Origin of the sequence: Synechococcus sp. MIT S9504 (assembly GCF_047497135.1) — a bacterium.
In the GTDB taxonomy this organism is placed as follows: Bacteria; Cyanobacteriota; Cyanobacteriia; order PCC-6307; family Cyanobiaceae; genus Synechococcus_C.
This window is the reverse complement of record NZ_CP138942.1, coordinates 2,827,473-2,849,003: the sequence shown is the minus strand read 5'-3', so window position 1 is coordinate 2,849,003 and position 21,531 is coordinate 2,827,473. Positions and strand designations below refer to the sequence as shown.

At 50.8% G+C, this 21,531-nt stretch carries 24 protein-coding genes; 13 read left to right on the top strand and 11 right to left on the bottom strand.

The features are described 5' to 3' along the window. Positions 1 to 474 precede the first annotated feature (474 nt). The 5 genes from SIB58_RS15480 to SIB58_RS15460 all read right to left on the bottom strand — a co-directional run bounded on the left by SIB58_RS15480 (position 475) and on the right by SIB58_RS15460 (position 7,846). Positions 475 to 1,356, bottom strand: coding sequence for a DUF4434 domain-containing protein (locus SIB58_RS15480; RefSeq protein ID WP_074159368.1), 882 nt, complete (start codon positions 1,354 to 1,356; stop codon positions 475 to 477). Next, positions 1,353 to 3,899 (bottom strand): NfrA family protein, encoded by a 2,547-nt coding sequence (locus SIB58_RS15475; RefSeq protein WP_082823408.1) that lies wholly within the window; start codon positions 3,897 to 3,899, stop codon positions 1,353 to 1,355. Before SIB58_RS15475 ends, SIB58_RS15480 begins: the two co-directional genes overlap by 4 nt. Beyond that, a complete protein-coding gene (locus SIB58_RS15470; RefSeq protein ID WP_067326891.1) occupies positions 3,899 to 6,073 on the bottom strand; it encodes a glycosyl transferase family protein in 2,175 nt (724 codons plus the stop codon). The genes SIB58_RS15475 and SIB58_RS15470 overlap by 1 nt, the downstream gene beginning before the upstream one ends. 524 nt (positions 6,074 to 6,597) lie before the next feature. After that, positions 6,598 to 7,509: an EAL domain-containing protein gene (locus tag SIB58_RS15465; protein WP_067326889.1), complete on the bottom strand. Its 912-nt coding sequence runs from the start codon at positions 7,507 to 7,509 to the stop codon at positions 6,598 to 6,600. 112 nt (positions 7,510 to 7,621) lie between these two features. Continuing rightward, positions 7,622 to 7,846 (bottom strand): diguanylate cyclase domain-containing protein, encoded by a 225-nt coding sequence (locus SIB58_RS15460; protein ID WP_067326887.1) that lies wholly within the window; start codon positions 7,844 to 7,846, stop codon positions 7,622 to 7,624. Between the two features lie 216 nt (positions 7,847 to 8,062). Here SIB58_RS15460 and SIB58_RS15455 point away from each other — a divergent pair, with 216 nt between their 5' ends. After that, positions 8,063 to 8,239, top strand: coding sequence for a hypothetical protein (locus SIB58_RS15455; RefSeq protein WP_156486745.1), 177 nt, complete (start codon positions 8,063 to 8,065; stop codon positions 8,237 to 8,239). 22 nt (positions 8,240 to 8,261) lie between these two features. On the opposite strand, the gene SIB58_RS15450 is transcribed toward SIB58_RS15455, so the two are convergent. Beyond that, complete coding sequence (locus SIB58_RS15450; protein WP_067326885.1) at positions 8,262 to 11,006, bottom strand: valine--tRNA ligase; 2,745 nt, start codon at positions 11,004 to 11,006, stop codon at positions 8,262 to 8,264. 154 nt (positions 11,007 to 11,160) lie between these two features. Between SIB58_RS15450 and SIB58_RS15445 the strand changes: the two genes are divergently transcribed. Next, on the top strand, positions 11,161 to 12,411 hold the full coding sequence (locus tag SIB58_RS15445; RefSeq protein WP_156486744.1) for an extracellular solute-binding protein: 1,251 nt from the start codon (positions 11,161 to 11,163) through the stop codon (positions 12,409 to 12,411). After that, a complete protein-coding gene (locus SIB58_RS15440; RefSeq protein WP_067326883.1) occupies positions 12,408 to 13,682 on the top strand; it encodes a mechanosensitive ion channel family protein in 1,275 nt (424 codons plus the stop codon). The genes SIB58_RS15445 and SIB58_RS15440 overlap by 4 nt, the downstream gene beginning before the upstream one ends. Here the strand turns inward: SIB58_RS15440 and SIB58_RS15435 are convergent. After that, on the bottom strand, positions 13,633 to 14,259 hold the full coding sequence (locus SIB58_RS15435) for a 2OG-Fe(II) oxygenase (protein WP_067326906.1): 627 nt from the start codon (positions 14,257 to 14,259) through the stop codon (positions 13,633 to 13,635). The two genes, SIB58_RS15440 and SIB58_RS15435, sit on opposite strands and share 50 nt — an antisense overlap. Before the next feature lie 17 nt (positions 14,260 to 14,276). Beyond that, complete coding sequence (locus SIB58_RS15430; protein ID WP_067326880.1) at positions 14,277 to 14,726, bottom strand: protein phosphatase; 450 nt, start codon at positions 14,724 to 14,726, stop codon at positions 14,277 to 14,279. Positions 14,727 to 14,794: 68 nt separating this feature from the next. Between SIB58_RS15430 and SIB58_RS15425 the strand changes: the two genes are divergently transcribed. The 4 genes from SIB58_RS15425 (at position 14,795) to SIB58_RS15410 (ending at position 16,786) form a co-directional block, all read left to right on the top strand. Beyond that, positions 14,795 to 15,052, top strand: coding sequence for a hypothetical protein (locus SIB58_RS15425; protein ID WP_066910649.1), 258 nt, complete (start codon positions 14,795 to 14,797; stop codon positions 15,050 to 15,052). 38 nt (positions 15,053 to 15,090) lie between these two features. Next, positions 15,091 to 16,011, top strand: a complete 921-nt coding sequence (locus SIB58_RS15420; protein WP_067326877.1) for an oxidoreductase — start codon at positions 15,091 to 15,093, stop codon at positions 16,009 to 16,011. A gap of 14 nt (positions 16,012 to 16,025) precedes the next feature. Continuing rightward, entirely contained in the window at positions 16,026 to 16,421 is a 396-nt protein-coding gene (locus tag SIB58_RS15415) for a transcriptional repressor (protein WP_066910742.1), read from the top strand. 284 nt (positions 16,422 to 16,705) lie between these two features. After that, positions 16,706 to 16,786 carry a DUF1651 domain-containing protein gene (locus tag SIB58_RS15410; protein ID WP_231857159.1) on the top strand — a complete coding sequence of 27 codons (81 nt, stop codon included), beginning with the start codon at positions 16,706 to 16,708 and terminating at the stop codon, positions 16,784 to 16,786. A 79-nt stretch (positions 16,787 to 16,865) separates the two neighbouring features. Here the strand turns inward: SIB58_RS15410 and SIB58_RS15405 are convergent, their stop codons facing one another. After that, positions 16,866 to 17,063 carry a hypothetical protein gene (locus SIB58_RS15405; protein ID WP_066910658.1) on the bottom strand — a complete coding sequence of 66 codons (198 nt, stop codon included), beginning with the start codon at positions 17,061 to 17,063 and terminating at the stop codon, positions 16,866 to 16,868. 137 nt (positions 17,064 to 17,200) lie between these two features. Between SIB58_RS15405 and SIB58_RS15400 the strand changes: the two genes are divergently transcribed. Further along, entirely contained in the window at positions 17,201 to 17,365 is a 165-nt protein-coding gene (locus SIB58_RS15400) for a hypothetical protein (RefSeq protein WP_170951801.1), read from the top strand. A gap of 269 nt (positions 17,366 to 17,634) precedes the next feature. Continuing rightward, a complete protein-coding gene (locus tag SIB58_RS15395) occupies positions 17,635 to 17,868 on the top strand; it encodes a chlorophyll a/b-binding protein (RefSeq protein WP_066910661.1) in 234 nt (77 codons plus the stop codon). 434 nt (positions 17,869 to 18,302) lie between these two features. Here SIB58_RS15395 and SIB58_RS15390 read toward each other — a convergent pair whose 3' ends face one another. Continuing rightward, complete coding sequence (locus tag SIB58_RS15390) at positions 18,303 to 18,476, bottom strand: hypothetical protein (RefSeq protein WP_156486743.1); 174 nt, start codon at positions 18,474 to 18,476, stop codon at positions 18,303 to 18,305. A gap of 521 nt (positions 18,477 to 18,997) precedes the next feature. Between SIB58_RS15390 and SIB58_RS15385 the strand changes: the two genes are divergently transcribed. The 4 genes from SIB58_RS15385 (at position 18,998) to SIB58_RS15370 (ending at position 21,024) form a co-directional block, all read left to right on the top strand. After that, complete coding sequence (locus tag SIB58_RS15385) at positions 18,998 to 19,621, top strand: AAA family ATPase (RefSeq protein ID WP_414494677.1); 624 nt, start codon at positions 18,998 to 19,000, stop codon at positions 19,619 to 19,621. Between the two features lie 58 nt (positions 19,622 to 19,679). Beyond that, the gene (locus SIB58_RS15380; protein WP_197461566.1) at positions 19,680 to 19,883 is read left to right on the top strand and encodes a hypothetical protein; all 204 of its coding nucleotides are present in this window, start codon (positions 19,680 to 19,682) and stop codon (positions 19,881 to 19,883) included. A gap of 324 nt (positions 19,884 to 20,207) precedes the next feature. Beyond that, positions 20,208 to 20,393 (top strand): chlorophyll a/b-binding protein, encoded by a 186-nt coding sequence (locus SIB58_RS15375; RefSeq protein WP_066910748.1) that lies wholly within the window; start codon positions 20,208 to 20,210, stop codon positions 20,391 to 20,393. A gap of 364 nt (positions 20,394 to 20,757) precedes the next feature. After that, entirely contained in the window at positions 20,758 to 21,024 is a 267-nt protein-coding gene (locus tag SIB58_RS15370; protein ID WP_066910670.1) for a hypothetical protein, read from the top strand. A gap of 191 nt (positions 21,025 to 21,215) precedes the next feature. Here the strand turns inward: SIB58_RS15370 and SIB58_RS15365 are convergent, their stop codons facing one another. Next, entirely contained in the window at positions 21,216 to 21,449 is a 234-nt protein-coding gene (locus SIB58_RS15365; protein WP_067326874.1) for a hypothetical protein, read from the bottom strand. Positions 21,450 to 21,531: the final 82 nt, after the last annotated feature.

The window sequence follows — 21,531 nt, the reverse complement described above, 5'->3', positions numbered from 1 at the left end:
ACTCCGCGAGCGTGAGTCAAGTTTGCCATCGAGGCCTACTTGATGACGCATAGGCCAGCCCTGAAACGCCAAAAACGTCGTCACAGTCTTGACTGTAAGGCTCCACGACAACACCTTAGTGAGATGCGATATCAGCAGATTCAGCCTCAGGTTCAGGTTCATCTGACTGATCACCTAAACCACCATAGCCTGAACAAGCAGGTCAGTTTATTGATAAGAGCGTGCTCTAACCATTATATTCTCACCTGAATTCAACCTGCGGATGCTCAGCTCGAAATACCAATCGACAACATCGTTCCAAGTGAACACATAGAGCCCCAGATAGAAATCAAATTAACACTGACAAAACTTTGAATAACTTAAACACTGCCGAAAACAATGAATACAAGGCAGATGGAGGCAAAATAATTGATAAAAACATTGACCTTCATCCGTCGCCTAAACTAAACAACATGATGGCTTAATCCAAAAAGACTAATTAAATTGGAGCTTCAATATTGACTGAGCCCAAGGCAAGTAGCGAAGTGAAAAAGTAGAAGCTGGATGACAAGGATCGTAATCCGCTGGTGGTGCATACTTAGCACTAAAAGAACCACCCTGATTTGGAATTCTGACAAATGCCTCGCTAACTACTCCTACCGCACAAGGAAGAGCTTTATAATAGGCCTGTAGAATCAAAGGTGAAAGATCACCAACACCAGAGCCGTCCTGCCACCAAACCTTTAAACCAGACTTTTCAAGACTAGAAAGCCAAGCCGCATTGCCCTGAGGCGAAAGGTAGCCTAGATTGTAAGCGCTTATATGCAATGGGCGATTTAAATTTTCAGCCATCAAAATCAGTTGATTGCGAACAAATTGTCGGCGATAAGAATTAGTAAAGAGGATATCAGATAGCTCTGAAGGAAAATACCAACCATCAATAGAAATATCACGAGCAGAGAGCAAAGGCAATAATCTCTCTTGCTGAACCAGAGACTGACGCTGGAGACTATTCCAATATTCTTCAAAACGACTCTCCCAACCAGCCTGCAGAATAGTTTGAGAAAAATCTGGATCTGCATGCAATCCTATGATCAATTGCAATCCCTCTTGACTAGCAATTTCGAGACTATTTAATAACCAGTTCTCCGGATCAATAAGCTGATCGCCAAAGGCTGTCCACTGAACAACAATTTGCCTAAAATCTTTTTCATAGGCTTTACGCCATAGATGAGCCCATTCGACCGAATCGATGTTACGGTCACGGTTGAGAGGTTGGTAAAAAAGCGTACTGGACTTCGATATGGAAGGTGAAAAAAAACTAATTACAATCGCCAGCAAAAGTCGAACGTGAAATTGGAACGGATAAGTTTTCATAAGTCAATCTGAAAGCTGAATCTCACGCCAGGAGTCTGCTGATATAGGTCACCAGACAAGGGTTGCTGATACTCTAATCGAGTCGTTAGTTTGTGACGAAACGCACGAAGCTCATCCTCGTTCAGCCAGATCTGCCATCGCAAGCCAATTCCTATACGAAGGTCATACTCATAGTCTTGGTGAGCCATCTGGGAAAAAAAGTATGGGCTTAATGTTTGAGCAACGTCCCCGGGGAGTTTCCAAGTTCTTCCCTGAGAATAACGATACAAGCCAATTAGCTGAGATTGCTGAACAAAATAAGCAGAGTCAAAATAGAAAAATCTCTCGTTCCATACATCCCGATCTGCTTTCCATTCGGCACTCCAATCGCCTTGATCTAAAACAGAACCATTAATACGGAGTAAAGCGTCATCCGAACTCAAATCAGCCAAACGCGACTGGAAATATTCGGCAAATAAGTTTATGTTCAAATCGTAGAATGGTTTATATCTAAAACCAAAGCCACCAGATGACTGGAAATCTGGCTGAGACAAACTAGAAGATGCTATGAATCTAGTATAACTAAAGATATCTTGATCAGACAAACGACGCTCGTACTTTAAAGTACCGACAATGCCTTGCTGATACTCAAGAAGAACATCGTCAATAAGCAAATCATCAATACTTTGAGCAGAACCATAAGGGGAAATAGTAAAATCAATTTGTAATCGATCATTTCGAGAGAGAAATTCAAAATTTCTTTTGAGCCCGTAAAGACGTTGATGTTGTGAAGGCAATGTCAAAGGTTCGGTGGAACTCAACGCGTCCTGCTCAAGCCGAATAGCACGTTTATAGTGTTTCAATGATGAATGGTAATCACGACGTTCTTTAAAGAGCTTCGCAATCTCAGCCTCGATCTCAGGTTTTTCATCGCTAATCTGACTTGCGCGCAACAAGACTGGAAGTGCCTGATCTTGGATTTTTTGGCGAGGGTCTTGTCTTAAAGTAAAACCATAATCGCTAAGATAACGAAAATTATTTGGATCTAATTCATTAGCTTTCCCAAACCATTCTAGCGCTTTATCAGAATTACCAATATCTCGAGCGATTAAAGCCCCCTGATAAAAGTCTGAGGCATTCTGGCTTTCATAAAGAACAATTTCATAACGCTCATATGCAGAAAATAACTCACCACGCTTGGCAGCAATTAAAGCTCCTAATCGCCAGTTGTCAACACTTTTTTCGGTAAGACGTTGCCAATGTTCGTTTGCATTCTCCAATTGATTAAGTTGCAGAGAAACTTGTGCCATTCCTGCTTGTATTGAAGATTGATTCTTCTCAGTAGAAGGTAAGCTCTCAAAAAGTTCATAGGCACGCTCGGGTTCACCACTAGCAGCGAGAGCAAATGCCAAAAGGCTGCGAGAATCCTCGCGTCCCAATAACAACGCTTGATCCAAGTAAACAGAAGCTTCGCCTGGTGTTTGCTGAATTGCACACTGACCATACGCTAACCATTCTCCTGCAGATGCTGTTTCAGAAGAAAGTATGCTCATCTCAGGCAATATGGCACAGTCGCCTGAAGAAGCGAGTTGTTCAAACAATACACCACGTTCATAGACAGGAAGGCGGGTAGATAGAAGTTTTAGGAAGGAAGCTTTTGGTGCGCCAAGTTGAGCGTAAAGATTAATTAGACGATTAGCTAAACTTTTAGGAATTAAACTCACAGGCGAATAATCTTCAACGAGACGTTTTTCCAAGAGTTCCAATGCTTGTTGAAGATTACCGGAGGCAACAAGATTGAAGCTCAGCTCATCAAGCGTGGGTGGAGGGGGAAGAGTAGGCAAATTATTTATTGGCAACTCCCTTCTATTAGTAGAGTTTAAAGGTTGTTGGTTTAAAGTTGCTCTAGCGAAACTCAAACGTTGTTGAAGTAGAGGTGACAATTCAGAATCGTTTTGCGCCAAAAGAGATAGTTCTTCGACAATAGCTAACCAATCATGAGCTAATTCAGCAAGACCACTACGATAAACAACATCGCCTCCACGTTTACGAAGCCAATCCCAGGCTTTTTTCGCTCCATACAATCGTTTTAATTGCTCAGATCGCGCCTTAATCAAAGACTCGCGGTGCAGACCCGACGAGTGCTGTTGAAGCCATTGCTCAACCCTGTATTCAGGTACAGGAGTTGATTGATTCAACCAAATCAATTGAATTTGCCGATAAAGAGGCTCTTCTATGGACATTTGTAAGGCATCGAGCGCATTTCCATAACGACGTTGAGCAAGAAGTGCTTCAGCGAGTATTAACCTGGCTTGATGAGAATTAGTGTCAATTTGGTTGAGAACAAATCGAGCTTCACGTTCAGCATCAGAATATCGACCTTGGGATAATGCTCGAGAAGCTCTTGCCAAAGAAGGGTAACTGCTGAAGTCTTTCCAATCACGAATCAAGTTAGTGAAAATATTTGCTTGAGCAGTTTTATTTGAATCAATGCAAATAAAAAGAAAAACCACCAAAACAAGCGAATTAAGCCAACTTTTAGACTTGCTACTTGCCCAACTCATCAAGAAACTCCGTCAAGAATTGATAGGCCTAATAAACGTTGACGTTTTTGCTCTTCAAGCAAAATCTGAAGACTATCTACACTCAGTAGATCTAATTCAACTAGGTGGTTACCTAGCTTTTGGTACAAAGGATCAAAACTTATCAACGCTTGACCAAGAACAGACTGACTAATCAAGCCCATTTCCACAGCTAAATCACCAAGAAGCAGCAAGTGACTACAAACATTATCAAATGCAATAATATCGTGTTCGAACAATGACTTTAAGCGAGGTAAATTTGAATTCAACAAATTCGATTCATCAGATCGATATGAATTAATAAGGCCAATTTGGACACGGCCAAGAGGCGCAATGACTTGTCGGGTAGGCAATTTGAGTTTCCGGCTAATGGCGCCTAGAGCGACTTTGCTCAAAGCGCTCTCACGTGCAAAAACCAAAACACCAGAGACAACACATAGAGGCAAAATTGAATATTTAAAAGCTAATCCTTCACCTAAAAGCTCTAGTAAATAGAAATCTGTTTGAAAAGGATTAAAATTGTGGAATTTCAAGTTCTGCTGTTTGGCAAGAGCAACGCCGAGTTGCACTGTCGTCAACATTTTAAGATCAAGAAGGGTTCTGCCAATTCGACGGCGTCCACTACTTTCAAGACACTTCTGTAATTGTGTAGGTGTAATTACTCCCTGCTCTAGTAATATTTGACCCAATTGTCGACGTCTTGTAGAAGATTCAATACTTGGAAATACATGAGTTGTTTTATCCCAAGCAACTTTACGAATGCTGTCGATTGCCAGAGCTTGACGAATGGCCTTTAAATTAGCAAGAAAGTTTATCAAATTTGCCCAGACCATTCTGGGAATCGCCATCAAGCCGGACCAAAAACCATAAAAAATCGTAGTAAAATAAAATCTTTGAATAATTCGGTTGCATAGTAGTAATCCATTTAAAAGAAGAAGAGTAGATAAGATTTGGCTATTTCCCAATACAGAAGGAAAATCCCATCCTCCAAGGTTGAGATAACCAATCATCCAGATGATTAAAAGCTGCAATGTAAGCATTACCGCCAAAAAGCCAATCATGTTACTAATTCCACCTCTTCTATCACGCCAAAGAAAATAATTTATGAGCCAATCGTCAGACCAAGGGAAAGATAAAGACCCTTGAAAAACAATGCCTGTTATCCAACGAGCTTTTTGACGGACAGAAGTTGATATTGTGTCTGGGAAATTTTCACGAACGCATATGACTTGACCTGCTCGCCTCTGAACACCAAGTCGACGCTCCCTCAAGGGCGCAAGAGACGGATCCCGCGGGCTGTAGTGAACAAATATTTCGCGCATACCAGCCTGACGCAACCGAATTCCAATGTCATAATCCTCAGTAAGACTTTGTGTTGAAAAAGCTATTCCATCACCTTCATCAAGAAGCAAAGTCAAAGCTCTTCGGCTAAAGCAAGTTCCAACTCCAGCACTTGGAACCAAGCCAGCAAGTGCTTCACGGATCACAACCTCTTTTCCATGCCATTCAGCGAACTCATCAGCATAATGATTGGCTGTAAAACTCCACCAATTACGACGAAGATATGGATAAACCGGTATTTGAACTAAATCATTTTGTTCAATCATAAGATTGAACAAACGTAGCTCTAATGGTGAGATCACATCCTCTGCATCATGCAAAATAAAACCAGAAAATTTGACTGCAGCAGCCTTTTCAAAGGCTAAAACAGCTGCAAGAATATTATTAAGACAGTCAGCTTTATTGGTCGGCCCTGGTAACGCGCATATTACCTGATGAACATTTTCGAAACGACTACAGGCTTCCATAGCATCTGACTGAGTCTCAGGATCGTTGGGATATGTTCCGATAAAAAATTGATAATTTTCATAGTCAAGCTCAGTGACAGCAACGTTAACCATTTGAGCTATGACACCAACTTCTTTCCATGCAGGAACCATAATCGCAAGAGGTTTTTCTTTTTTAGAAAAGAGAAGTTGTTCGTCAGCGTAGCGGTGTCGAGTATAAATGAAGCATTTTCGCCAAATCCATCGAATCCAATATATGAGGTCTACGATCAGGTCTTCAATTCCCAAAAAAAGTAATATACAAGCTATCAAAAAGGCAAATATGCGTAAGCCGTACAAATAAATTATAAACAAATCAATTCCAGCCATTTAATTAAAATCAGCCCAAAAGACCAGCAATCCAAAATGATTCATTCAGTAATTACATGCATAATTTTTGAAGGTCACGCGTCAAGAACAGCTAATACTTACAGCTCACGTGAAGACATTATTTTAAAAAAATAAAGTTTAATTAACTTACATTACCGGCCGAGTGATCGGTCCGCAGGTCTTCTGGTATACATAAGCTTCAAGATGTAGCATTTTAGACACATAAAACTTGCCGATAAACCCAGCATCCATCTGCTCATTACCCGCTAATGCCGGTCTGATAAAACTTGCTGTATACACCTACTTAAATGTTCCAACCAATAAATGAACAAAAACACATTGCAACTCCGATCAAAATACAACTGACTGCTTTTAAACAATGAGAATCTCCACAAACGAAAGGGAACAAAGACAACACATAAGAGCTGCGGTGATAAAATTATCGCAAAAACAATCAACTCTAGAATTAGTCACAAAACGACGTAATGATCATGCCAAGAAATTAGATAAAAGAAAATTCATGCCTAATTCTTGATAAATAATTTTTCTAGTATATTAGATGCAATCGGTTTTGTAAAAAAATAACCTTGGAAGTAGTCGCACCCAAGATTATTTAGAAACCTAAATTGTTGTTCATTCTCAACGCACTCCGCGACTACATTAATTCCTAACTCCGAAGCTAGAGCAATAGTAGCTTTGACTATTGCTCGATTAGATACTGAGTCAGGCAACCTCACTAAAAAAGATCGATCAATTTTGATGGTCGAAACAGGAAGAAATCTCAACATAGAGAGTGACGAAAAGCCCGCTCCAAAATCATCAAGACATAATCTTACACCAATCGATTTTAGATCATCAAATAAATCTATAGCCGCAGCATAATCTTTTAATAAGGGAGTTTCAGTCAGCTCAATTAAGAAGTCTCGACTAGAAAAATTATAAGATTTGCACCAATTTTTAATTTGTTCTGCATAAGAGAATTGAGTATTTCTAGAAAAATCTGTCTGTGACGGTGAAAAATTAAACGAAAGCTTCGGCAGTTGATAGGAGTCCGTACGCCACTCCTGCAATTGAGCAAGAGCAGTTTCAAAACTCCAAACCCAGATATCATGTATCCTATTATTAGTTTCAGCAAGTGGTATGAAAATCTCGGGTGGCACAAGCTCTCCATCCTTCTTTCTCTGCCATCGCACAAGAACCTCACACCATATAATTTCATGCAATGAATTATAAATCGGCTGATATGCAAGAGAAAATTCTTGTTTTTTAATTGCAAAATCTAAATCAGCTGCTAATTCAATTTCACATTCAAATTTAGATATTTTAGTCGGCAATAGCCGCGAAAAACTGTGTGAACCAGCAAAAGCTCGATCATTGACTGTATGGTTCTTGTTTGCAAGCAGTAAAAGCTCTTCTTGACAAAAAATATCGTACAAAAGTTCAGATTGACTTTTCCACGAGATAGCAATCGAAGCATTTATTCCTTTATCAGAAAATTTGGCGCTAATCCGAGTTTCTAATTTTTTGATATATCAGGGTAAACCGGACTTAGTCCAAAAACAATTCACCACTGGTCTTGTACACTTTGCAAGCTTTCCTCGCAACTGAAAGCAAAACATCACCAGCTATTCCAATAAGTCTTTCCCCCTCTTCTTGGCCCAATCGATTATTAAGCAATTTCAGATTATTCAAATCAATTACTGCAACACAACTTTCTGAGCAAATCCCGATTGAGCTGGCATTTCCCACGCCTGATAGCAACTTATTCCACATTTAAAGCTTTAAACCATATGATCAATCACAGCGAATTTGTTCAAACATGAGGCATCTATGTTAACGAAATAAACCCAAATTGTCTATTGACGCATTTAAAACAAGTTTTTTTATCGATAAGGTTCTTTATTACCAATATGAAGACACAAACACGAAAGCATGATCGTCTTTCCGGCGCGATTGGCTCTGAGGAACACCACCATCTCATTAGGAGCGATGGCAAACAACACATCCCATACCGCGGACACATCACGCTGCATGCAGAGCAAAAAAATGCCTCATGGTGCCAGCAAGGCCAGGCTGTTTTTCAGCGACGCAGTACGTCTTGCTGAGCGTTTCAACCATGATCAAGAGAGGGTCGAGCGTTCAGAGGCAGAGCTGGTTGAAGGTTAGGGATCTGAACAGCGCGAGCGACTCAGCTGAGATCCCCTAAACGCCTGCGTGCCAGATCAGCCTGTGCCTCAGCCTCGGCCAGGTTGGCCCTGCACTCCGCCACCACAGCGGCCGGTGCCTTGTCAGCGAAATTGGGATTGGCCAGTCGACCGGCCAGACCCTTGATCTCCTTCTCGGCCTTGGCGATGTCCTTCTCGAGCCTTGCAGCGAAAGCATCGAGATCCACCAGTCCTTCGATCGGAAGCAGCACCTGCAGCTCACCGCTGACGCCAGCAAGAGCCTTGGTCACCGGGGCTGCATCCGCCTCAGAAGGCGTCATCACCTGAACCGTTTCAGCTTTGGTGAGCGCCGTGATGTCGGCAATCCCCTGCTGGAGCACTGCGACCAGATCGCCGCGGCCACTCACAAAACGGACCGGGACGGTCTGGGATGGCTTGAGACCGGCCACTGCACGCAAATTGCGCACGACGCGGATCGCAGCAATCAACTCGGCGAATGAGGCTTCGAGATCGTGATCAAGGGCTACTTCATCGACGGCCGGCCAGGCCTGCAGCGCCAGGAAGGTTGTCTCTGGCTCAGCGGTGACGCTGTGCCACAACTCCTCGGTGAGATGCGGCATCAGCGGATTCAGCATCAGGTGCATCTGACTGATCACCTTGGCCAGCACCTGCCTGGCCGTGCGCTGATCCACGAGAGCGCCAGCGCTGGCGTTTTCACCTGGATTAAGCCTGCGCTTGCTGAGCTCCAGATACCAGTCGCAAACATCGTTCCAGGCGAACTCATACAACCCCTTGGCCGCTTCCCCCAGGCCGTAGCGGCTGTATCGATCCGCGGTTTCACGATTGACCCTGGCCAGGCGCGACAGGATCCAGCGATCCGCAAGCTGCAGGGCAGCAGGATCGGCTTCTCCCAACTGAGCAGGCGTCATGCCATCCAGATTCATCAAGGCAAAACGGGTGGCGTTCCAGAGCTTGTTGGCGAAATTCCGTGAGGCCTCAACGGTGGCGGAGGTGTCCTTCTTGCGGTCGTAATCCAGGCGAATGTCCTGACCGGCACCAGCCACTTCCCTCACCAGGGCAAAGCGCAATGCATCGGTTCCGTACCGCTCGATCAGCAGCAGCGGATCGATGCCGTTGCCGGCGCTCTTGCTCATCTTGCGGTTCTGCTCATCCCGGACCAGACCGTGGATGTAGACGTCCTTGAACGGCATCTCAGCCGTGAAGGCGCCGGCCATCATCGTCATCCGGGCCACCCAGAAGAAAATGATGTCGAAGCCCGTCACCAGGGTGCTGGTGGGATACCAGCGCTGCAGGTCAGCGCTGTCAGCATCGGGCCATCCCAGGGTGGAAAACGGCCAGAGACCGCTGGAGAACCAGGTGTCGAGCACATCCTCATCCTGCTCAATCTCCGCAGCTGAACCAAACTCAGCTCTGGCCTTCTCCAGGGCATCAGCTTCATTGCGTGCCACCACATAAGGCGTGGTGTCGGTGTATTTGCCATCGGTCTCACTGATCACGAACCAGGCCGGAATGCGATGCCCCCACCACAACTGACGGCTGATGCACCAGTCACGGATGTCGGTGAGCCAGTCGCGATAGACCTTCTCCCAGCGCTCGGGAATGAAGCGTGGATCCTGCTGCTCCAACGCTTCACGACAACGGGCTGCCAGAGGCTCGGTCTTGACGAACCACTGGGTGGACAGCAACGGCTCAACAGGGACCTTGCCACGGTCTGAGTGAGGAACACTGTGGCGATAGTCCTCCACCTTCACCAGCAGACCGAGTTCCTCCAGACCGGCCACCACAGCCTTGCGTGCTTCAAAACGATCCAGTCCCTTGAACTGCCCGGCCTGCTTATTCATCGTGCCGTTCTTGCGCATCACCGTGATCTGGGGCAGACCGTGGCGCTGGCCGATGGCGAAATCGTTGGGATCGTGAGCGGGCGTCACCTTGACGCAACCGGTGCCGAAGTCCTTGTCCACATGATCGTCGGCAACGATCGGAATCTCACGGCCCACAAAGGGCAGGGTGAGGGTCTGGCCCACCAGATGGGCATAGCGCTCGTCGCTGGGATTCACAGCAACAGCTGTATCGCCCAACATCGTCTCGGGTCGGGTGGTGGCCACCTCCAGATGACCGTCGCCGCTGCTGAGCGGGTAGCGGAAATGCCAGAGATGACCATCCACCTCCTTCATTTCCACCTCCAGGTCGCTCACCGCCGAACCGGAAGCGGGGCACCAATTCACCAGATACTCGCCTCGATAGATCAGGCCCTGCTCATGCAGGCGGACAAAGGCTTCTCTGACGGCCTCGCTCAGCCCTTCATCAAGGGTGAAACGCTGCCGACGCCAGTCAACCGAATAGCCAAGCCTGCGCAGCTGATCGACGATGCGGCCGCCGCTCTCCGACTTCCACTGCCAGGCCCGCTCCAGAAACGCCTCGCGGCCTAGCTCATGACGGGTCTTGCCCTCCTGCTTGAGCTGCTTCTCAAGGATCGTCTGCACAGCGATCGAGGCATGGTCAGTGCCAGGGAGGCAAAGCACATTTTTTCCAGCCAGACGCTGGTAGCGCACGATCGTGTCGATCAGGGCCGTGTTGAAGGCATGGCCCATGTGCAGGCTGCCGGTCACATTCGGAGGCGGGATCACCACCGAGAACGGATCCCCAGGCGCCTGGGGATCGGGATGAAAAGCTCCTTGGTCCTCCCAGGCCTGCTGCCAGCGGGCCTCGGTGCCCACCGGGTCATAGGTCTTGGCCAGTTCGGACACGGGACGCGCTCAACAACAGCGATCCATGCTCGCAAAACAGCTGTCTGAACCAACACTCAGGCCGCAAGATCAGCCTCCCGAGACAAACGGGGCAGCCTGATGGCCGTTGAACCAGCTGTGGCGAGACAGCAACGAAATTGATTATCAGAATGGATTGACCAATCAACTCTCGATCGTGCGTGCTCGGCTGGCAGCCAGCGTCTTGCTCTCCACCCTGGCGCTCAGCGGTTGCAGCCGCCTCGGCAATGAGCTTCCGGTGATGCTTTACCTGGCGATGGTGATCGATCAGGACAGCAAGATCGATACCGCCACACAGACCGACTTCCGCCAGCGGATTCAGCTCATCATCAGCGATTTCCGCAAGATCAAACCCAACGTGGAAGTGCAGGTCGCGCTGTACAAGCGCGCCAATCTCAAACACGAACTCCAGCGCCGCAATGCCTCTGATCTGGGGCCCGATCTGGTGGTCACGGATGCCCCTCAAGCCAATCAATTGCTGAGCGAAGGACTCACCGATGAGCTTCCAGTCAAGTCATTCAATCGTTATCAAACTGATCAGGGCCTGTGGGAAAGGGTGAAGCTGGACGATGGGCGAATCACGGCCCAGCCGATGGTCATCTACCCGCAGATCGCCTGCTTCAACCGCGAAATCGTTCAGAACCCTCCCACCACACTGCAGGAATTGCTCCAACAAGGCGCATCCGGTACACGGGTGGGGTTGGCGGTGAACTTCTCGGAACTGCTTTGGACCGCAGGCAGCCTGGGGGCCATTCAAAGTCTGGCCAAGGCCAACGATGACCAGACACTGACGCCAAGGAACACTGAAGCGATGGTGGAGTGGCTGGCCTGGTTACAACGGGCCAGTGCCCAGCAGAACATCACCTTTTTCCAGGACCAGGGGCAACTGGAAAACCTGCTCAACGATGGGGAACTCGACTGGGTGAGCTGTAACTCCAACAGCCTGCTGCGGCTCAGAAAGCTGATGGGCGACAACCTCGGGGTTTCGCCGCTTCCCAGCGGTCCTGCTGGAACTGCAAGCCCCATGAATGCCGTGAGGGTGTTGGCGCTCGGAGCCAATTCAAGTCCAAGGCAGCGGAACATGGCTGTGAGCCTGGCCCAGTTCATTACCAACCCGATGGTGCAGCGGAATCTGTCGCTGCGATCCCTCGCATTCCTGCCAGTCAATCCCGCCGTGGCTGTGCCGGTGCGCAGTTCCCGCACGCTGGCCACCCTGGTGCAGTCCAGAGAGGATTCGATGCTGCATGAATCAGCACTGGCTGGGCTGGCTCACCATCGCAGCATCGATCGCGATGGGTCGCAGGTTCTGGTTCAACTGGTGTTTGGAGCCTCCAACCCGCGTTCCAGCCAGAAATCCCTAGTCAAAGTCCTGGAGGGGGGAGCATGAGCCAGCTGCTCTGGGAAATCCTCGGCTGGCTGGGTTACCTGCAGCGAAGCGCTGTCGTCGCCCAATTGCTGCTGATCCTTGGACTGAGCGTGGGATGGCACCTGATCAATCCACAACGGCGGCTTGGAAACCTGCACCCAGCACTGAGATTGCTGGTGGCGCCCATCGCCATGTTGTTGATCGCCTGGCTGATCGAACTTCCCGGCGGAAAGACTGGTCTGGTGAGCTATGCCGGCCTTTGCTGGCTGGGCTGGAATCTGCTCAACCTGTTGAACCAACTGCTGCTGCTGCTGCTTCCCACCTCAACAATCCATCAACTGGAAAGTCGACTGCTGAGGCCGCTGTTCCTGGTTCTGGTGGGCCTGAACCTGATCAGCAAGTTCGACAATCCCGCAGATCTCGGCGTGATCAAGCTGGGCAGCCTCTTCGGCGAGATCCTCACCGTCAACAATCTGGTTATCGCCATGCTGGTGACCTATCTGCTGCTGGTGGGCACCAAGCTTCCGGCCGCGGGGGTGGCCTGGATGCTGCAGAAACTGCTCAGCTGCAGTGACAGCAGCCGCAAAGCTCTGGAGCTGATCCTCCGCTATGTGGTGATTGGCATTGGCATCACGGCCGTGGGGTTTCACATCGGTCTGAACTCCACGGCTCTCGTGGCAATCGCAGGTGGATTGTCCGTGGGCCTCGGCTTCGGCATCAAGGAGGTGTTTTCCAACTTCATCAGCGGCATCTGGCTGCTGTTTGAAGGGTCAGTGCGTCCGGGAGAAATCCTGATGGTGGATGGAGATCCTTGCGAAGTGCGCAAGCTGGGCCTGCGCGCCACTCTGCTCTGGCGAGATCGAGACAACGCGGAACTGCTGATTCCCAATCAGATGTTTTTCACCGCGCAGGCCACCAGTTACACCGCCACAGACCGAATGCGGCGCAGCGAGATCCGAATTGGCGCCGCCTACAGCCATGATCCCCAGATCGTCCTGAAGATCCTTGAGCAGACAGCTCTGAGCGTGCCCAGAGTGCTGAATCATCCAGCGCCAAGGGCGCTGCAGGTGCACTACGGAGACTCCGCCATCGAGTATTCATTGCGCTACTGGATCTCCGACCCGATGAGCAACATCGGCATTGTCAGTGAAGTGAATCAGGCGATCTGGACAGCATTCAAACGGGAAGGGATTGAAATTCCTTTCCCGCAACAGGTCAACACAGTCCGTGAGATACCACCGCTCAAGAGCGAGCCAGGCGCCGCAGATAACCCTCCTTTGTCCCTGCATTGATCCACCCGGTGGCGATGGTTTTGCTGTGCTTGCAATTCACCCGACCGCGGTGGATGTGACTTGGGCCTGCAGGGAAGATCACCAGTTTTCCCCGCACGGCCTCCTCGTGATGCTGCTGCCAGTGAAACTCCGTACCGGCTTCAGCCACGGTGTCGCAATAAAGAATCCATGCCAGCACGCGATGAACGGGTTCCGTGGCCTCATCGCTGATGGTCCAGTCGCAGTGCCATTTCCGAAATCCCTCGCCTGGGGCGTAGCGCTGAAGGTTGAAAATCGGCACAACGAACAGTTCCCGGTCAGGGCAGACCTCACGAAACAAAGGTCGCTCCTCCAGGTAGCGATCCAAACCGGCAGTGACACCCCGCACAATCACCTCCGACAAAGCACAAGACTCAGGGTCACTGCGATCAATGGCCACCAGGCTGATATCCGTGCTCAGCTTCGACGGTTCCTCATCTGTGGAGGAACCGAAGGCAACGCCAGGACGGTGGAGGTCAGTGCGCCGATCAAAAAAGGCCATCACGCCATCGGCGACCGCTTCAAAACCGGCATTGCCGTAGCGACCGATCAGGCTCAGGTCGTTCAGCTCAGACATCAGCCCTTCCAGGGAATCGTTACCACGGCCTCCAGCTGTTGCCAGCGACTGCGATCAGCGACAACCAGGTCGGTGAGTTCCACCCGCTCCAAAGCTCTGGCCAGGCGCTCCGGATCCAGCACAGCGGGATCCGTAGGTGCCTGTGACAACAACAGCACCTGCTGCTCAGCGGGATCCGCCAGCACCTGAAGCTCCAGATCCGCCAACTCCCGCTCAAAGAAGGTTCGACGCAGCCGCGAGGTGATGCGCTCTCCGATGGCAGCAGCGAAATGTTCAAGGCTGTCGCGCTCTCCCGACAACCCGCAGTTCAGCGACAGCCAGATCATCAGCTTGACCCAGCTGTCAACGCTCCAGAGCGGCTGAAAGCTTTCGCGGTGCTGGCGAATCAGTTCCAGCAGGGCGAAGTCCACAAGCGTGCCCTGCAACTGTTCGGGATCCGGACGGCTCATGCTGACCCTCACTTGAAGACATCCTCTCCCCAGGAGGTCAGACTGGTGTTGCGCGTCTACGCCTGACCATGACCCTGGATCTCAATGATCCCGAACTCGAGTTCTCGGATCTGGTTTATGCCTATCAGAGCTGGGTGATGGCCATCATCAACGACGAAAAACTGGATTCCGAGGACATCCTGCTCAGCGACGAGATCGCTGAAGACGCTCTCAATGCCATGCGCTTCCTGCCTGGTGAGGTGACAAGCGCCATCGAAACTTCGCTGGCGCGCGTCTATGACGTGGATGCCGACGAACTCGCTGGCCTGCTCTTCCCCGAAGACTGAGCGAACCCGCGAGACTGGATGGGCGCTGACATCGCCGCATGGGCTGGACCATCGACGACATGCCTGACCTGCGAGGACGAATAGCCCTCGTCACAGGGGCCAACAGCGGCCTTGGCCTGGAGACCACGCGGGCCTTGCTCCGGTCCGGGGCAACTGTGCTGATGGCCTGTCGCAGCCGCCGCAAGGGAGAGGCGGCTCGCGCGGAACTGCTGGAGCAGGGGTCCTCTGGTGTGGATTTGCTCGACCTGGATCTAGCTGACCTCGACAATGTCGATGCCTGCTGCCGAGAAGTTCAGTCGCGCTACGACCGATTGGATCTTCTAATCAACAACGCGGGACTGATGGCGCCTCCACGGCTGCTGAGCCAGCAGGGACATGAAATGCAGTTCGCCGTCAACCACCTTGGCCACTTCGCACTGACCCAGGCGCTTCTGCCTCTGATGGAGGGCCGCGAACAGGCTCGAGTCGTCACCGTCACCTCGGGAGCACAGTATTTCGGGGCGATCGCCTGGGATGACCTGAACGGTGAAAAGCGCTACGACCGCTGGAAGGCTTACGGCCAGAGCAAGTTGGCCAACGTGATGTTTGCACTGGAGTTGAATCATCGTCTCGAGCAGTCGGGAAGCAGCGTGAGATCGCTGGCAGCCCATCCAGGGCTGGCGCGGACGAATCTTCAACCACTCTCGGTGGCAGCCAATGGCGCCTGGCAGGAAGCCCTGGCTTACCGATTGATGGATCCCATGTTCCAGAGCGCAGCCCAGGGGGCACTGCCGCAGCTCATGGCGGCAACCTCTACAGCCGTACAAGGTGGAGAGCATTACGGCCCCAGTAAATTTGGAGGTATGCGTGGTGCTCCCAAACGGCAGCCCGTGGCTCGCGCCGCTCGCAGCCAAGAACAACGATCACGTCTTTGGGCCGTCAGTTCCGAACTGATCCAAAACAGAAGCGCAGCAGTATGAGGTCAGAATTCACCATGAAGCAACAGGGATCTACGGGGACGCAACGGCAGCAATTGCTGCTGGAAGAACTGCAAAACAGTGAGGCCGAAATGACCGGCCAGCAGCTGCATCGCTGCCTGGAGGGGCAACCGGGAGCCATGGGGCTGGCAACGGTGTATCGCAATCTGCGCAAACTCCATCAACAAGGCAAGATCCGCTGCAGACATCTGCCGACGGGCGAAGCTCTCTACGCACCAGTGGAGCGTGATCAGCACCATCTCACTTGTGTGAGCTGCGGCACCACGCAGACGTTGCAGCAATGCCCGATGCATGAATTGAACGTGCAGGCCCCGGAGACAGACAACTTCAAGCTGATCTTTCACACGCTGGAATTCTTCGGGCTTTGCAACATCTGCCGAACCAAGCGCTGAATCCCTCCCGGACCTCACACTTTTCCATTCACTGGAATCCATCACCCATTAGGTCCGACATTTTTTGAACAGGGTTTGATCAGACTGCTGAGCATGCCAAGCCGCAATCGGATCACCAAAGAACCTCCAGTGAAGTCCGGAGGAGAAGGGTGGTTGGTCAATGCTGCGCAAAAGTTGCTGGTGCAGTTCAAACCCAACACGCCAGCAGCTCAGGAGCAGTGGATATCCATAAGAACCTATGGATGGGTCGTGCAGCATCCCCCTGAGCCTCAGTCAAGACGACCTTGCTCAGCTCAAACGCCATCGAAACCTGGGAGACGATGCTCAAGACCGGCTGGCGACGCTGCTCACTGCCGGTGCACTAGAGATTAAAAATGTGAATCTCCACAGGAAGCATGACTCTCCAGTGACTCTCCACAGGCGCAGGCAGGGGAGTTAGCGATGTCATGGCACAGGAGTCGCTTCGGAGAACTCAACGCGATCCAGCGCAATGTCCGGTGGCAGTCTGGAGCTGGTGGCCTGCGAAGCAGTGACAAGCCAGACCACCACAGCCACAATGCTGACCCCTACCAGAACCCCAAAAGCCCGAAGCAGATGGTGTGTGATGTCGTCGGGATGCCGCTGGGGAGAGCTCGGTGCCATCAAGACTGCGCGGATGGTTCAGTTCTGGCCAACCCAGATCACCTAGGCCAGCAAATGCGCAATTGTTTTCTGAATTCCGGCAGCATTTGCAGGCCTGTCTAAACCAGGGTTAAAGCAAAAGGACGGCATCCATCCCCATGACAAGCAGCACAGACCATTCCGAATCCCTGCTGGAAGATGTCGTGGCAGAGGAAATTGCCCTCCAGATTGATCACATCGCGGAATCCCTGCAGCGCGAGGGTTGGCCAATGCCGCTGGTGAAGCGTTTCATGCACCGCGCAGTCGAAAACTTGCCTGAGTAACCAGCGTGAAGTGTCCCGCACTTGGGACGACTCAACGATCGCTGATGTTGAAAGGGGCCACAGACTGCGCTTTGAGCTCACTGCAGGCTGTTAGGGCAGAGCCTGCACACGCATCAGGGCAGCATCAAGCCAGAGCAGCCAGTGGGTGAATGTGCTCCCGTAGAACCCGTCTGGGAAGGTCCTGAAACCGAACCTGCATGGACGGCTGTCAGGCCTTCCAGGAAGCCAACAGCTGGCATAGACCAAACAGGTCCCACTCGGAGACATCCATGACAGCAACCACACTTCAGGCACCAACCGGACTGGTGACTCACGATCTTGAGGGGCATGACAACGTCTATGCCAAGGAGCCACCCATGGAAATGGCTGGACCCGACGCAGGCTGGGGGTTCCACGAGCGGGCAGAGAAGTTGAACGGTCGTCTGGCCATGCTCGGCTTCATTGCAGCGATCGCAACAGAATTGATCAGTGGCGAAGGATTGCTTCACACCATTGGCCTTTAATCAGGATCAATGCCAGATATCGATACTGCCAAGATGTCTGGCTGATCAATGGTGAAGGGCAATCCTTCGATGCGAAGAGATCATTGAATTGATTGCAGCGTGATGAAACTGCCGCAAGTCGTCATTTGAATGGTTCACCAGCTCCGGGACATCCGATTGAATAGGGCCAGGTATGACCTCCCTGGAGGACAAACTTCGCCAGAATCAACACTTCCCCAGACTTTTTAAGCCAACTCACGATTTTGATTGTGGCGTTCACGTCATTAAGAAAGATAAGGCAGGCCTCGACTCTGTTTTGTCAAAACCCTCAGCGCCAGAGATCACAGCGGAGCTTGCTTGATCGAGGGTGAAGATGTGATCTGGCAGTGATGCTTCCATCTCGCGTTGATCTGGGTCGAAGCATCAATGCAGCTCGCTGTGCCGAGACTGGTGCATCAGCCAGAAGCATCACAGCGCTGGTGGTAGTCGAGATACTCCCTCACTTGCAGGTCTGACATCTGCATGATCTTTTTCATCAAATCCTGCTTGTAGTTGTAAAGCCCTTTGCAGCCTTTCAGCGGCTCTAGCAACAGCTCAAGCAAATGGGCTTTAGCACTAGTTCCGGTCATTAATTTCCTCATTCAAATCATCCTGTTGTTTGAAAGGTTTTGCCTGGAGATGGATGAGCACGACTTGACCATCCTGCTATTCGCTGAAAGGGCTATGTATGACTTTCAACCAGCTCATCATGGCTTCAGACTCCAGAACCCTCGATCAGCGGCAGTCGCCGGAATGGCGAAAGGGTCGGCGCTAATGAGTGGCTTCCGCTTAGTCCTCTGCTGCTCGCAAAGAGGCTTCTGAAGCAATCAAGGGAATGACTTTCATTTGTTTGTCATCAGTCGTGAAGATGATCTCTGTGATGATTCCACCATCGCTGAAACAAGCCGAACTCACATAACCCAAAAGTGTGATTGCTCGGACCGTTGAATCCCCCAACAGGGGTCTCCACTGCTGACCAGAGTCTCAGGCACTCGCGAGATCTGGCCTCGCTCCAGGCGATCCAGACTCGGCTCAACCTGCGGACCATCAATGGATAACCCTGCTCAGCAATTAAGCCACGCCCCATTGCGTTGAAATCGAAACATAATGAATGGCGCGATTAACCACAGATCTCAACATGCGCATCGCCATCAGTGGATCCCACTCCCTCGGGAAAAGCACCTTGGTCTGGGACTGGGTGAAACGGCATCCCCAATACAAACGCGAAGAGGAGCCGTTCCGTGCCCTCGATGCAGAGATGTATGACATCCGCTTCCGCCAAGAAAGCAACCGCCTTCACAACGGCATTCAGATGTATTACAACGCTAGCCGCGTGAATCTCTATTCATCAATCAACGACTGTGTGATATTCGATCGCGCACCCGTGGATTACATTGCTTACTCTCAATATACAGCTGACAAAAAAACAACCGATATTGATAATGCATTTGTGAACGCAATGGCACCAAGAGTCAGAGAAACTCTGCAGAAGCTTGATCTGGTGGCTTTTGTTCCAATGACTGATCGCTGGCCAGTTGATATGGAGGATGACGGCATCAGACCCGTCGATCTTGCTTACAGAGCAGAAGTCGACGCAATCTTTAAACAGATTTACCGTGATGATCGCTTCTCCGTGATGCCAGAAATGAACCGGCCCAAGCTGATTGAACTCTGGGGCTCCCGTGAGCAAAGGCTCGACCAACTCCAGCAAGCAGCGGCGTCATGCATGCACTGATCGCATCCGCACATCCATGGGCACTGCCGCTGAGCGTTGCGAGACATGTGTCCCCTGCTTGACAGACACAGCGACAGATTTCCGTGATGGTGGCTTGAACCGCGATGGATCCAATGTCCAGAAGCAGTTGGCTGAAGAGCCCAACACGTTGTTCAGCAGCCTCAACCTGGCAAACATCTCATCCACACTCACCAGAGAAACCACAACAACGGGTCGAAATGATCTGGTCGATGCCTTCATCAACTCCAAAAGAAAGTCATGATTCTGCTCTGTGAACCAGGTGCAGACTGCACTAGCAGGAACCAGCGGTTAACAACAGTGGCAGCATTGATCAGCAACGTTGACTAACCCGACGCTGCAATCCGCACTACGCCGCCGGGTTTGTCGAGACGTGCGTGGGCCTTTCATTTCCCCGCGACGAAATGATGGCAATCTAATGGGGACTTTCGTGGCTCCCGATTACTGAACTGACCCCCTTGAATCCGACGGGAGAAGGTCCTAAATCCGAACCTGCATGGGCGGCTGTCCCTGCTACCGAGCCAGCTCCGGTGGGCATAGACCTGTCTGGTCCCACACGGAGACACCCATGACAACTGCAACCCTTCTGGCTGATGAGCGCTACTGGCAGGACCTTGCCGCAGCTCAGATGCGCCGTGAGCGACTGGCGAAAGCTGAACGTCTGAACGGACGTCTGGCGATGCTCGGCTTCATTGCGCTGATCGGTACCGAAGCTTTGGTTCACCAGGGACTGCTGATGGCGCTGGGTCTCTGATCCATTGCCATCAGACCGTTGCCCAGGCTCTCAGCCATGCCGAATCGAAAGCGCGAAGCTGACACACCCCCGCCCAATAAGGTCTGCACACGAGCAGAAACAAGCGGCAGCTTCCGGGCTGGGTGTCCTGATTGTCCGGTTCGAGCTTCCCCATCGGTCTTGTATCCGTGTTGAGTCATGGTTGGTCATCAATGACTGGCTGGACAGCGCAGAGATTTGACGTTGAATGCAATGGTCACGGACCTCACTTCACGCCCCCTTGAGAAAGGGGCGTTTTTTTTGGTCCCCAATCTGCCCTTTCAAGAGGTGAACGTCCTGCCGAGGGCACAGGCGAGTAGGGTCAACGTCCTCAATTGATAAGGCAATGCTGCAAAGCCTGTTTTCAGTCGTGCTTGCAGCTGTCATGTGGGTTCAGGTTCCCCAATGGCAAGCCGACTGGTCACAATGCTCCGTCGATGCGCCGGACGTGAATTGCCATTGGTATGTCGTTGCTCCAGACAACACCTTCGGCGAAGGCTTTAGTTGGGAAAACTCTCCATGGTTCAGTGCTGAAGGGCTGCTTGATGTTGCCGAGCTCAAAGACACCATGAACGGAATCCAGCAGCCAACACCTGCCTTGGCTACTGCTTAGACCAGTCTCGATAAAGAAGAGTATGACCCCTTCAGTACTGCGTTGTTACGTGGTGTCTAAGGATGGACGATAGGAGAATCGATCCAAGGTCAATCTCCTAAAAAGGATAAAAATCAAAGTCAAAGAGTGAGCTTTTAAGCTGTCTCCGATTGCTCAGACCGGATTGATCAGCTCAATCCGATCAAGACAAGTCACACAGTCCAACGGGACCACTGCTCGGGGACATAGCTGATGAAGGGGCTCATGCGCTGGCCTCTGGAGCGATCAAATCCATGGAGGCTCGCATCACAGGTGCGATAAACCAATTCCTCGTTTTCAGCGGTTCCCTGAGGTGCCTGCTCGATCAACAGCGTTTTTGCATGAGTGACAGCAGAAATGCCCAGCGTGAGGGAAAGGGTGTAGACGAAGGTGGACTTGATGAACATGACTGGTGAGCGTGAATGTTTGGGGGTTCTGCCCCCTCGACTCCTTCAAGATCACAGTCCTTCTGGTGAACCAAGCTGCACA